This window comes from Vibrio qingdaonensis (genome assembly GCF_026191675.1).
GTDB classification, from domain to species: domain Bacteria; phylum Pseudomonadota; class Gammaproteobacteria; order Enterobacterales; family Vibrionaceae; genus Vibrio; species Vibrio qingdaonensis.
On sequence record NZ_JAKRRY010000063.1, the window covers coordinates 1 to 12,657 of the forward strand.

Annotated in this window: 11 protein-coding genes and 1 pseudogene; 9 read left to right on the plus strand and 3 right to left on the minus strand. The window is 39.5% G+C overall.

All coding sequences use genetic code 11. The features are described 5' to 3' along the window. Together MD535_RS24290 and MD535_RS24295 are read left to right on the plus strand one after the other, a co-directional pair. A partial coding sequence (locus MD535_RS24290) for a JAB domain-containing protein (RefSeq protein WP_279348371.1) occupies positions 1-121 on the plus strand: 121 nt, incomplete at its 5' end. Positions 122-281: 160 nt separating this feature from the next. After that, positions 282-761 carry a hypothetical protein gene (locus tag MD535_RS24295; protein WP_237300814.1) on the plus strand — a complete coding sequence of 160 codons (480 nt, stop codon included), beginning with the start codon at positions 282-284 and terminating at the stop codon, positions 759-761. 399 nt (positions 762-1,160) lie between these two features. Here the strand turns inward: MD535_RS24295 and MD535_RS24300 are convergent, their stop codons facing one another. Both MD535_RS24300 and MD535_RS24305 read right to left on the minus strand, forming a co-directional pair. Further along, the gene (locus MD535_RS24300; RefSeq protein ID WP_237300815.1) at positions 1,161-2,078 is read right to left on the minus strand and encodes a PhzF family isomerase; all 918 of its coding nucleotides are present in this window, start codon (positions 2,076-2,078) and stop codon (positions 1,161-1,163) included. Further along, complete coding sequence (locus MD535_RS24305; protein WP_265677762.1) at positions 2,056-2,484, minus strand: RidA family protein; 429 nt, start codon at positions 2,482-2,484, stop codon at positions 2,056-2,058. Before MD535_RS24305 ends, MD535_RS24300 begins: the two co-directional genes overlap by 23 nt. A gap of 567 nt (positions 2,485-3,051) precedes the next feature. Between MD535_RS24305 and MD535_RS24310 the strand changes: the two genes are divergently transcribed. The 4 genes and pseudogenes from MD535_RS24310 (at position 3,052) to MD535_RS24325 (ending at position 8,326) form a co-directional block, all read left to right on the plus strand. Continuing rightward, positions 3,052-3,879: a LysR family transcriptional regulator gene (locus tag MD535_RS24310; RefSeq protein ID WP_265677764.1), complete on the plus strand. Its 828-nt coding sequence runs from the start codon at positions 3,052-3,054 to the stop codon at positions 3,877-3,879. A 304-nt stretch (positions 3,880-4,183) separates the two neighbouring features. Beyond that, positions 4,184-4,784, plus strand: a pseudogene (locus tag MD535_RS24315) (IS5 family transposase); the annotation flags it as partial. 997 nt (positions 4,785-5,781) lie between these two features. Beyond that, positions 5,782-6,414, plus strand: coding sequence for a LysE family translocator (locus tag MD535_RS24320; protein WP_265677766.1), 633 nt, complete (start codon positions 5,782-5,784; stop codon positions 6,412-6,414). 1,390 nt (positions 6,415-7,804) lie between these two features. Beyond that, complete coding sequence (locus MD535_RS24325) at positions 7,805-8,326, plus strand: GNAT family N-acetyltransferase (RefSeq protein ID WP_237300823.1); 522 nt, start codon at positions 7,805-7,807, stop codon at positions 8,324-8,326. 458 nt (positions 8,327-8,784) lie between these two features. Here the strand turns inward: MD535_RS24325 and MD535_RS24335 are convergent, their stop codons facing one another. Then, positions 8,785-9,261: a GNAT family N-acetyltransferase gene (locus MD535_RS24335; RefSeq protein ID WP_237300820.1), complete on the minus strand. Its 477-nt coding sequence runs from the start codon at positions 9,259-9,261 to the stop codon at positions 8,785-8,787. Positions 9,262-9,581: 320 nt separating this feature from the next. On the opposite strand from MD535_RS24335, the gene MD535_RS24340 reads away from it, so the two are divergent. The 3 genes from MD535_RS24340 to MD535_RS24350 all read left to right on the plus strand — a co-directional run bounded on the left by MD535_RS24340 (position 9,582) and on the right by MD535_RS24350 (position 12,565). Beyond that, complete coding sequence (locus tag MD535_RS24340) at positions 9,582-10,052, plus strand: arsenate reductase/protein-tyrosine-phosphatase family protein (protein ID WP_237300821.1); 471 nt, start codon at positions 9,582-9,584, stop codon at positions 10,050-10,052. Positions 10,053-10,568: 516 nt separating this feature from the next. Continuing rightward, positions 10,569-10,772 carry a hypothetical protein gene (locus tag MD535_RS24345; RefSeq protein WP_265677767.1) on the plus strand — a complete coding sequence of 68 codons (204 nt, stop codon included), beginning with the start codon at positions 10,569-10,571 and terminating at the stop codon, positions 10,770-10,772. 587 nt (positions 10,773-11,359) lie between these two features. Further along, positions 11,360-12,565, plus strand: a complete 1,206-nt coding sequence (locus MD535_RS24350) for a DUF1611 domain-containing protein (protein WP_265677768.1) — start codon at positions 11,360-11,362, stop codon at positions 12,563-12,565. Positions 12,566-12,657 lie beyond the last annotated feature (92 nt).

The following is a 12,657-nucleotide window of genomic DNA, read 5'->3' on the forward strand; positions in this document are numbered from 1 at the left end:
AGATCGCCGCATTACCCGCCAACTAACGGACGCGTTGGCATTGGTTGATATCCGAGTATTGGACCACTTCGTGGTTTCATTCGAGAGTGTAGTTTCATTTTCTGAACGAGGTTGGATTTAAATGAAGCGGCCATAAGCCGCTTATTTTTACAGTGTACTTTGTTGCGATGTGATGGATTATGATATATCGATATGCGACCAATATCATAATATACAAGATCAAACATGGGACGGGGTGTGGCAAGATAGCTTTATTGTAACCTCCTGAATATCGAGTCGTGATGAGCCAAGATAATGAGGCCCAACTAAGGCGCCGTATTGAATGTATTCTAGAGCGCTACCCTAATGCCTCGTCGTTGATGGTTCGCCAGCGATTGATTGTGAATGTCACCCCCGCTCACCTTTATCTACACCTAATCCCTTTCTATGATCAGTGCCGCATCGATGACAGTGTTGATATTCAACGTGAACTTGGCAAAATGATGGCCATGCATTTGGGGTTGAGCGTGATAGTGCGAACACTGTCAACAAAGCCCTATAACTATCGTCAGGTAGAGCAGGCGTTACTTGAACTGACGGTGGACTTTGACCACGTTGAACAAGCTCGGCGCTGTAAAGTCACGCATTTTGGCCATGATATGGCGAAAGATGAGCATCATCATTCGCATTGGGTGATGGTACTGCAAAAACTCGGGCACCGATTACCTGAAATTTGGCAGGCATTACGGCAACGCGTTAGAGTCGAGCCCATCGACCGTTAATAATTGATGTATCAGTCATCGGAGCGGCTTTTGCGAGTGTCACGTCAATTTAATGATTTAATGACATTGGCGCTTGCTGAATGTTAGTTGGCTTTTTATACGGATTGTGCAGTTTCTCGGGCTCTGGGAGGTTAAAGTGAGCGCATTGAGTACAGCTATAGGGACGTACAAGGGGGGGGGAACCGCATACAATAGTTGGTCACCTTTGTCTCCTTGAAACGTGATGCGTTTTTAAATGTTTGGCGCCCGCTTCTCGGAGCAGGCTTGATTGTCTGACCAAAATATATCTGACTATTTTAAACACACTTTTGGACAAAAATGTGCTAACCACTTTGCTAAATTAACAGTTCTCGAATAACTATAGGGATGGTGAGTAACTTAACTCAGAGTCCAAAACTGCTAGGTGCGGAGCAGTTTTACAGGTTTCAGTGACAACTCTGCGACTCTCTTACCAACTAGTACGGCTTGCCCTGCAATGCTGACGAGTAATTGTGTATCGGTTTTCTCCACTGACACTAGTACTCGGCCGGGTTTTCCTATTGCCAGTCCCTGATATCCCCAATAACATGCTTTCGAGTTACACTCAATCAAACTGTGCTGAACAAGATAAGCTCCTGCGGGGCCATTGGCATTACCCGTTACAGGGTCTTCGTTAATCCCAATTGCAGGGGCAAACATTCGTCCATAAGTTATAGGTTTTTGCTTGCTCCCCTCTAAAAAAAAGGGAAAGAATCCATTGCAGCCTATCTCATCACTGAGCGCTTTTAACTTCTCGTTATCCGGGGTTAATCCATCAAGCTTCTTCCTGCTAAGCATAGGAACCATAACCTTGGAATGACCTGTCGAGACAATTTGTATTGGCAGTTCAGCAAAATCACTCACACTAATACCTAGGGCATTTGCCAGCCCATTCCGTTGATTTTGGCTAAATGGCGGTAGAAACTCCACGCGCCCCTGAGTCATTTTCACCAAGATATCTTTTGGGCTACCCGAAATTGATACAGGTAGATTGCCTGCCCCTGTCTTCGCTATTAACGGATAGTCTGATAGATGCCCTGTACTGGCTCGCAAAAAATGAGTAGCTATGGTCGCGTGTCCACATATTGGAACCTCATTGGTGGGGGTAAAGTATCGAACATATACGTCATGGCTTTGATCTTTAGGTGACAAAACAAAGGCCGTTTCTGAATAACCCGTAAATGCAGCAATATATTGCATCTCCTGAGTGGTAAGCTGGTTTGCATCTAAAACAACTCCCGCCCGATTTCCAGTGTTAGGTTCGCTGGTAAATGCATCAACCACATAAATGGTAACCATCGCACGATTCCTCTGCTGTTGGCATAGTGATTTCTGCGATAGCTTCCGCCATCACCCAAAAATCTTGTTTAATTGAAGCGACACATATTACTGCTCTAGCAGGTTTATGCTCACCCATAAAATCAGCAAAAGTTTGATCTAGTATTGGCCAGTACTTCACATCTGTAGAATAAAACCTGACCAACGCTATACTCTGTAGTGTGCCGCCTGCCGCTTGAGTGAGCGCTAGAGTGTTGTTTAAAACAGAACGAGTCTGCCTTTCAACCTCTTTCGCCATGTCTTTTTTTTCAACACTTGCCGCAGTATCAGGAAGTTGTTCAGATATGTACAATGTATTACTTATCAAGGTAGCTTGACTGTAATGACCATTTGGTTGTTTAGCGCAAGCGGTATTAATGAATTCCACTTTGTGATTTCCTTAGTAGTTCTTGTTTGAATGGTATAAATAGAAATCTCGTGGATACTATTCTTTTTATTGCAAATACGTTTCGGATTGTTCGAGTGGAAACTGCCAATCAATCTAAACCAAGATCTCGTTTCATGTGCTCACTAAGCTCATATGTACTTGGTAAGTTGATGTTACTTTTTCTGTGGCGAGCTCTCATCTCATCACCAAATAATGTAACAAACACTTTTGTGTAATACTGGAGAGCATAATTTATCGGGTTATAAAAAAATTTGTGAGAAAATATATATTTCTTTTTATTTTGACTTTCTACTTTCATAGTTTAATTCTCTAATTTTATTAGCTTATAGATAAAGATTAAAAAAACAGTACAATAGTTATTTCTATTATTAGAAAAATAACGGTTAACAATAATGAGGTTTTCATTAACTAAACTCTTAAAATTCAGAATCTCAAATGAGTCTGATTAATAATTAAAATATCACTTTCATCCTCCAACGAAAGCTAGTTATACTAAGTGGGCATTTAAAAGACAACGTGACTCAGAGTTGCAAATAGGTAACAATCATGGAATTGATGAACAATGAGCTAATCTGCTTTGCGGCAGTTTGTAAGCACCTTTCCTTGACAGAGGCTTCAAAGGAGCTTGGAAAATCGAAGGCTCAAGTAAGCCGTCAACTGGCAACCTTAGAAAAACAGCTTGGGGTTACGCTGGTTCACCGAACAACAAGAAAACTCGTTCTGACTGATCATGGTGAAAGCATCAAAGAGCTTGCCATCGAAGCTTTGGATAATTTGCAAGAGTTGACTTACAGAGCAAAATCACTGAGTGACTGCATTAATGGGAAATTTAAAATAACAATGCCTAATTCAATAGCATCTTCTATTTTTGGTGATATTCTTAAAGGCCTTCAAGAACGATATCCTGCTGTGAACTTTGAAATATCATCAAGTAATAACATTGAAAACTTATTAGAAAGCAATGTAGACATGGCAATTAGGCTTAATAACGTTGTTGATGACGCATTGATTGCACATAAAGTAGCAAATTATAACGATATTTTAATATCAAAAATCGACGACACTAAAAATAACACTTTACTCATCTATAAAAACCATTCGAGCAAAGAGTTGATAAAGAAGAATTATAATGATGTCATTGAAGTTGATAATACATCCATTTTAATTAACTTTGTTGCTAGAGGAGTCGGTGTTGGCGTCATTCCAAATTATCTCATGAAAGATAGCCACATAAATAGCCATATCCATACTGTGGAAATTTTCGATACGGAAAGATCGATGTATATCGCTTACCCTTATCAAAATCCACTGCCGAGAAAGTTGGCCGAAATCTCAACTTTCATTAGAGCAGAATTGGCTAGTATTTTACGTTAATAGAAGCTCCTTTTTCTAACGGTGTAGTTGATGACAATTTTTATTTAGCCATTTGCTTAAATGTCTTGGACTAGTGCGCGTTACCTAAAGACTTGGTTGAGGTTTTAAAAAATGCGACTACTTTAAATTGGGTATTAGTTTTATCATGTACTAATGAGTGGAGTAAAAATTACTTAGAAGTGGCTTTGTTGTGTAATTCGGTTGAACTAAATCTATACGATCTGATCAGCTACATTCATTATCCCTCATAGCCTCATAGCCTCATAGCCTCATAGCCTCATAGCCTAAAGCTCGTTACAAAACAATCAACAGGAAGCAATACAACCAATCACTCATTAACCGTGGCTCTCTGACCTTTTGGATTGATGAAGAAGCGATAAGTAGCTGGGCGCAAAGCAAACAGAATAAGCGTGGTAGGCCACGTCGATTAGTGATTCATGGTGAAACGCGTGTTTTCTATGCCACTGAGAGCGCTGTAAGGATTTATCGACTCGATATTTAGACTTGCTCATGTTCCATTAAGTTGTCCAAATTACACCTGCATCAGTCGTAGAGCAAAGCAAGTTGAGGTCTCATTTAAGACTAAAACGAGAGGAGCAATACAGCACCTAGCGATTGATGCTACTGGCCTTAAGGTTTATGGCGAAGGTGAATGGAAAGTCAAAAAACACGGGACGGATGGCAAGCGTAGAGTCTGGGGAAAGCTGCATATTGCCGTCGACACAAGCACTCATGAAATTATTGCAGCCGAGCTAAGTTTATCGACGGTTACAAATGGAGAAGTCCTCCCGAACTTACTGAAACAAACACGCCTAAGTATCCTTAAGGTATCTGGTCATTGTACTTACGACCCGAGTGTCTATCACGATGCAATTATGATTAAGCGAGCCGTTGCGAGAGAGGGCTTAAACTGGTTTCTATTAAATTTAATCTAGGCATGACTATTTATAGGGGCCTAATTTTAGAGGTTATTATTTCGAGAACTAACATGGGACTATAGAAATGACATAAATAGAATGTAGTGTATTTCACCATTGAAAAAGAGTTGTTGCTTAGGTTGTGTGTAGGTATTAATTGAAGTGACAATCTCTTTATGCCTAGGAGTGGCCATTAATTCAATAATTATATATAAATAATAAGACAATTAATCACCTGTGCAAGAGAATAACTAAGTTCAGCTGGATGGAGGTTATCAACAATGGTTTATCAATGGGCAGTATTTCGTCATCAGCGCCCTATTTTTGGGGCGGGGTGTGAATTATTTGTTGTCATACTCGCTTTTTTATCAATAGCTTTACCTCTGATATATGAAGAAAGCTTATTGATGTTGGGGATATCTTCAGGACTTGCCCTCATCTGCTTTATTCTATTTTCACTTTTTGCCCAAAGTGACAAGCTACGAAGGTCAATGTCTAGCTAGAGTAATGGTTAGACTCAAGGAAGGTAAGTCCCTGTTCTTGGGTATCTCTATAACTTTGAAAAGCAAAATGTCGCTTAATGGCTTAATGGCTTAATGGCTTAATGGAGTGTGCAGTTTGGTTAGAGTCGATCAGCTTAATCTGCACCGCCAAGATTAGACACTAAGTTAAGCGATTTTCCATACTTTTAGTTATTTACTAATTGAGCAAAGTCGCTTGGTAGTTACGATACGACAGAATCGCTTGGTGATCACAGGGAGCTAACTACCGTGTCGAGCTCGGATCTGCCCCATATCAGCATAGAGTAAAACTCATTGCAGGTTATATCAATAACTTTGCATAAATCATGCTAATGATAAACAATCTTTTCTTAACACTCGAAACCGATCAGCTTTGAGTTCATGCTAAACCTGTGGCAATTATTCAGCTTTTATCTCAAATGATTAGTTGGTAGGATCTGACGAACTGCAAGGAGCCAGTAAAAATGATTGATACCACGATATTACCGCTATTCTTTGTTACCACAATATTCTTAGCAATCTCTCCAGGTCCAGACTTAGTACTCATATCATCATATTCTTCGATTCGTGGATTTAAATCTGGAGTAATGGTGTCCCTTGGTATTTTCATCGCAGGGTTAATTCAAACACTGTTAGTAGCATTTGGCTTAGGAAAACTGATGCAAGCGATGCCACCTTTGGTATTGGCAATCAAAATTGTTGGGGCAATTTATCTATCTTGGCTTGGAATAAATTTATTACGTGGATGGCTAAAGAATAAAGGAGACGTATCTGCAAGTCAGACGATTCAGTCTTTGGGTAATAAAGAGCTAGTCTACCGTGGTTTACTTAACAATATTATGAACCCCAAAGCGTTACTCTTCTTTAGTATGTTCTTGCCTCAGTTTACTCATTCTGATGGTGCTTTAACCAGCCAGATACTCATACTTGGAACCATTCTTAATAGTATTGTTTTATGTATCAATACTATTTTCTCATTGTCTTTTAGTAAGTTGGGTTCTTTGCTAGGTCGTAACTTTAGTTTAAACCGTCATATTGATGGTGCATTGGGTGTGGTGTTTTTGGGGCTTGCTGCCCGTTTAGCTACAAGTAAGTAATCTGTGTATACCAGCGTTTAAGGTTTTAGATACTTTTCCTTATCCGAATGAAACGAGTTAGAGGCAGGCCCTAACTCGGCTTGTCCAACTCTGAGTCAGCATGTCGTCGCGACTCAAGGCTAGTTACAATGATGTATTTTACAACTGGAAGCAAGTTGGCTTTGTCGGCAAGAGCTGATAACAAAGAGAGCTAAAGCCGACTAAATTGATTAACGAATAACTTTCAATTTTTTTGGTTATAGTATGTGTAACAAAATTCTAATAATACTTGAGTTATTTTAAATGAAACAAGAAGTACATAGGTTTGAGCTATCAATAAATAGCACTATCTCTGAAGTCTATGGCCACTTTACTAAGGCAAATAGTGACCAAAGTCTCGATAGAATGTTTGAAGGTCTTCAAAAAAAACTCAGAAAAATTAACTGCTCAGTGAGAGAGAGGGAATGTACTTTCATTAATGTTTACATTGCATACGGCAGAAGACAAGAGGACTTTGATGGTAAAGGGAAGACTTGTAGTTCTTTTTCTACAAGGAGAATCGAAAGTATAATGAACACCCACTCTAACCTTTCGCCGGCAGACCTACTAGGTGAGGCTTTGCGATCTTTAGAGCAGTAATATGGGACTAGATACGATTATCAAGCTGCTTACCAAGTGCCTTGATTGTTCCCTTTATTTTAAGAGCATATATCAAGCTTTTCTCAGGATTCAGTACAATGGACTGAAACTCATCCCCACGCAGAATAGAGCTTGAATACCCGTTATGGTCCTTTGAATATTGAGCTTAGATCTTGGATAGCCTTAATCCTTTTCACTAAATCGCCATAATCTTCCGTCGATAGCTTAGTCGATTTTACTATGTCACCACTGATCACAGCAATAGTATTCGTTTCGCTCCATTTTCACCTCAAAAGCACAGTAGGCCCATTTAGAGGCTAAGTTTTCAGTGCGATAAGAATTGCCAGAGATTTTTTAGTCTTTTGGTATCACGCTACACGAATGCGTTGCCTTAACCTCACTGCGACTCATTCCAAAATTAAGCTTAAAACTGGAATTAGCTTAGCAATTGCTATAATTCAAAAATATAGGGCCCGTTTCAGGTTGAACTGTAACCCATAGCACTTTCTAACTAAAAAGTTCTCCATTACGTGCTGACTTGCTTTTACCTAATTTCATCTTCAATAATTTACCAGTTACAAATCTAATACATATTATTTTGTCTATTGGGTTTGTTTAAGCTGCTAGGTTGCAATCATATTATTTTAGCAAGTTACTAATTGGACGTTGAACGTAATGAGGAACTGTTGCACAGTTAAGTGAAGAGATAGGTCATTCAGACTTATAATTTTCGTTAGCTACTATTGGGTACAGGGAAAGCATGAAGCAAGGTATGACAGTAGAGATCAGGGCAGCACAACCAAGTGAGTTAGAGTCAATTTTTGTTCTTGTCACATCTCATAATGAGTGGACTCAGTTTAATGGGCCGTACTTTCCTTATGAGCATCCAACATTAAGTGAATTTGAACAATCTACTTTCAAACGGTTACTTAAAGGTTCTGATTTACAATTGGTTATAGCTAATAATGCCCCTGTTGGTGTGGTCAATAGTTACTGGGAATGTGAAGATACCCGTTGGCTTGAAGCTGGCGTGGTTATCTATGATTCAAACTATTGGGGGCAGGGGATAGCAGCAAAAGCAGTTCCCCTTTGGGTTACACACTTGTTCAGCATTAATGACATTGAGCGAGTTGGTATGACAACGTGGTCGGGAAACCCTAGAATGATGTCTTTGGCATTAAAGTTAGGTTTTCAACAAGAAGCTTGGTTACGTAAAGTTCGATACTACCAAGGTAAATATTACGATTCAATCAAGTTTGGAGTATTACGTTCAGAATGGAAACATCACAGATAACATTTAAGGTTTCAAGATACTTTTTTCTAATATCAAGTGGGTGAGCTAGGTCAAAGTCCTATCTCAGAAATGTCTAGAGGCGTGCTAGCGATAACTGCCGTTAACCGTAATTTCGTCATTTTTAGCCTGTATTTTGGGGGCGAAAGTGCCCCTGTATGAGAGGAACTTGGTATTAATTGACGTCAAGATGTCATACATAGGCAAGTGAGGTATATGGACAATGGGGTAGAGTCAGACCATACTCCAAACAAGAAACTCATCGAAGCGATTCAAGGTCTTTAAAGGTTACGGATACTGAACAAGTGTCAATTTGATTTTTGGTTATGCCGTGACCGGCTGGAGGTGAGAGTGCCGGAGGGATCAGTCATTTTTGAATGGACTCTTCAATATCTTCACAGTTTAGGTCTAAAATGAGGCGGCTAAATAGCCGTCCCAGGCACACCATCTGACTTGTTTATTCACTCATTCCGTAAGCCAAAAATTAATTCAATTTCATCATCAAGTCTTCTGCCCGTTGGTATAAAACCGATCCTTTGATAAATGGAGAGCGCATTGCCTTTTTCTTTATCCATCGTGGTCAGGGAGACGCCTTTTAAACCAATAATGGAAGCGTATTTCTTACTGAAGTTAATCGCTTGACTCCCCAATCCCTTTCCTTGGAAACGATGGTCAATCATGATGCGCCATACATATAAATGCTCCTTTTGAAAGTGTTCATCGTGTGAGTCCAGTATTCTAGGGTCAATCAGAGAGATTAGGCCCGCAGGTTTATCGTTTAAGTAAATACCATAGTTGATGCTATCGTCGTTAAAGCTGGCTTCTACAAGCCATTCTGTGTTGTTAGCAATCAGTTGTTTTTGAGACTCTTCCACTGAGAGCTCAATAATGTCATCGATGATGGTACTGTTTATTTTTAAGAAGCTAATTTTATTCATGCTTATTTACCTTGGATAGGTATTTCATTAAAAGTAACTGACCAATGCAAGGATCTTGAGTAAGCCAATCTTGAGCTATCAAAATGGTAATGTCGCTTTGGCTCCTGTCTTTTAACAGAGGCTCTTCAACTATTTTATAGATCTTTCTATTTGGCGCATGCTAGAACTCGCCAATCGTTTTTAACTAAGTATATAGTCACAGTAGAGTTATGAGCTAAGCTCTTAGCTTCTTTTGTGTCTAAAGTCATCACCATGTTGAAAAGCTCCTCAAAATATCTATGTTTAATATACGATATTAATTTGTAAGGATTATTTTTAGTATGAGTGCAACTCCTATCAACATTCTGTTTGTTTGCGTTAAAAAAGGCGTAAGAGCGGCTATCGCTAAAGCAATTGTAGAGCAGCAATTTAATGGGATGGTACAAGCAACTTGCTCAGGGTTTGAGACTGGAGGAACACCCCAAGCTATCTTAGACGAATTGTCTAACTTACTTTGTGTACCTATACAGACCGAAAGCAAAACTGTTTTTGAATACAAAAAGACAAAAGAAAACTTCGATTACGTGATTACGCTGTGTGACCAAATAAGTATTGAGCAGTGTAATTTGTTTGTTGAATGCGTAAACGTGGTTTATTCACACATACCAAACAAGCTTCGCTGGAATGTCCCCAACCTTGGATCCGCCCTAGAATTATCAGGGAATGACAGAACCATGTTTGTAAAAGAGGTCGTAGACCAAATAACCTTTCAAGTGTCGCAACTCGTTGCAAACATTCAAGTAAAAAGCTGAACTACTTCTCATGTAAGGCCAAACCTTAAGCTGCTGAAGCAACAATAAGGCTAGTGCAAATATAAGTTGAAGATGTTACTTATCTCAGTGACAAACGGCGCATAGTACTATTAAGTTACGGGCTTCACTCAACGCGTTCTTTCTGCCATCACGGTTCCGTACCTCACTATCACTACAAGTGTTAAAAACTAAGAAGTAGGAGTCATTGTTCTATCAATCTTTGGGCACTGACTTTTCAGAATCCTAGAAAAACCTAATGAGTATTCCTTGAACCTTAGAGCATCTCCTAGCTTAACGGCAAGGTATAGAATAATGCTTCGCTTAACAAAGTGTTAAATCCCGTGATAACAGAGCCTTATCTTTTCAAAGTCACACTTTCGATGTCCACTAGAAAATAAACTATATTTTTTTACAATCTAGTCTACTGTTAAAAATAGAAGGGATTCTTCTAATAACGTCATCAATTGGCAACCAGAACACAAAGATTCTGTCGCCTAGGCTAGAAAAGGAAACACTATGGTTTTACAATCATGCCGCATAACTTTCACCAATCAAAATATCTTTATTTGTCAGTCAGTCGAGCATTCTCTCAGCCTTCTTGAGGCTGAAATTAACAATGGTATTTCTAAAGTTAGAATCGAAGCTAGTGATGGTTGTGAGATTCAATCCTATCATTTTGATTCGATTGAGGAGTCCATTGAAAGCCTCATGAACCTCTAAGGCGGCCGTCATAAATTAAGCACCTATATCAAGCTATAGGTTTATCTAAGTAAAATGGCGCTTAGTGAAGTGTCAGTCTGACTGGACGTTACAACTTTGCACTTACACATAATGCTACCCATAATTGACACCTTATAGTTTTTAGACATCACATGAATTGTATTTGGGGAAATTCATGTTGTTTAAAAACGCTAACATGTTGCCGAAACCAATAACGGGGCATTTCTGAGGTAGAACGTGCCACGAGTAAAAATTCAGCCTGTGATGGTTTTGGACAAAAACGCGTTAGATCAAAAACTCTAACTCACTTAACTGATATTAGAAAAAGTATCTTGAAACCTTAAAGCTGAGAGGTTGATACGGCGACGTTGAATAATGAATCTTAGATCTCTAATCAGTCACGTTAGTATGAGTGAAGCCTGAAAGTGATAGACTTAGAAAGCGTATTAATAATAACCAACAAAAGTCTGGTGAGTGTGTTAACTTGGTTGTTATCCCTACCGCTTAGTGGGGACTTCTTTTCTTTTCCGAACTCGCATCTCGGCACTCCTTAGTTGCCCTCCTAAGCCTCACAGCAGGCTTTAATTATGTCCATTTTAACCCAAAAGTTAAGAAATATCTTCAAACTCACTAGAATTAAAAATGTAGAAATCAACAACGACGTACCCCATTCCGCACCTTGGTTACCACTTGCTCAGAAAGTAAATCCTGTCATCCCTTCTGCGATTATATATTGCGAAGGTAATTTTGGTAAAGTTGATGGTAAAACCGCTAATGGGTTAGTGAGGCATTCGTTAAGCTATCGTATTCTATCGGTTATTGATAGTGAGTCTGCTGGCTTAGATGCTGGTGAAGTTCTTGATAACAAAACCAATGGAATACCGATCCTTGCCAATGCTGAAGAAGCTATCGTTCACGCGGAAAGCATTCCCGATTACTTCATTTTTGGCATTGCGCCATCAAGTGGTTTTTTATCTGACTTAGATAAAAGCATTATTTTAAATGCCATGTCACTAGGAATGAACATCGTGAATGGTTTACATGAATTCCTAACTGATGATCCTCTGTTTTTAGAAGCTAGCTTAAAGAATAACGTTCGAATATTCGATACTCGCAAACCCAAAAGTAAAGGCGATCTGAAAACGTTTAGCGGCAAAATACACAACGTTAAATGTCCGAGAATTGCTGTAATGGGGACGGATTGCGCGCTAGGAAAACGAACAACAGCAACAATATTGGCGAATGAACTGACTAGAAAAGGCCTTAACGTCGTTCTGATTGCCACTGGTCAAACAGGTATTATGCAAGGCGCACAATACTGCGTTGCACTCGATGCTGTCCCTTCACAATTTTGTGCCGGTGAGTTGGAATCTGTCATTGTACAGGCCTATGAAAAAGAAAATCCGGACCTGATTATTATTGAAGGGCAAGGAGCCTTGAGTCACCCTGCGTTTTCAACCAGCGCATTTATCTTACGTGGCAGTTGTCCAGCGGGTGTGATATTGCAACATGCTCCTAAACGTTTATATCGTAGTGATTTTCCTGATTGCCCAATGCCTTCGATTGCCTCAGAAATCAATCTTATCGAAACGTTTTCTAATACCGATGTTATTGGACTAACACTGAATCATGAAGATATGTCTTTAGATGAAACACGCTGTGTGATAGACAGCTACACTACCGAATTTGGTATACCGGTTACTGATGCATTATCACAGCCTGTCGAACATCTACTGCACATCGTAACGTCAGCCTTCCCTATGATAGCAAGAAAACTGGCCGCAAAAGGGTGAACTACCCTAGATTAGACATTGATTGTGGGAAGATTCACCATAACGCTCAGTTCCTGATTACTCAGCTCTCACTAAAAAATATATCCGTTACA

Coding starts and splice junctions, on each gene's coding strand:
- MD535_RS24295 (WP_237300814.1), top strand. CDS start 282: ATGAGCCAAGATAATGAGGCCCAACTAAGGCGCCGTATTGAATGTATT.
- MD535_RS24300 (WP_237300815.1), bottom strand. CDS start 2,078: ATGGTTACCATTTATGTGGTTGATGCATTTACCAGCGAACCTAACACT.
- MD535_RS24310 (WP_265677764.1), top strand. CDS start 3,052: ATGGAATTGATGAACAATGAGCTAATCTGCTTTGCGGCAGTTTGTAAG.
- MD535_RS24320 (WP_265677766.1), top strand. CDS start 5,782: ATGATTGATACCACGATATTACCGCTATTCTTTGTTACCACAATATTC.
- MD535_RS24325 (WP_237300823.1), top strand. CDS start 7,805: ATGACAGTAGAGATCAGGGCAGCACAACCAAGTGAGTTAGAGTCAATT.
- MD535_RS24335 (WP_237300820.1), bottom strand. CDS start 9,261: ATGAATAAAATTAGCTTCTTAAAAATAAACAGTACCATCATCGATGAC.
- MD535_RS24340 (WP_237300821.1), top strand. CDS start 9,582: ATGAGTGCAACTCCTATCAACATTCTGTTTGTTTGCGTTAAAAAAGGC.
- MD535_RS24345 (WP_265677767.1), top strand. CDS start 10,569: ATGGTTTTACAATCATGCCGCATAACTTTCACCAATCAAAATATCTTT.
- MD535_RS24350 (WP_265677768.1), top strand. CDS start 11,360: ATGTCCATTTTAACCCAAAAGTTAAGAAATATCTTCAAACTCACTAGA.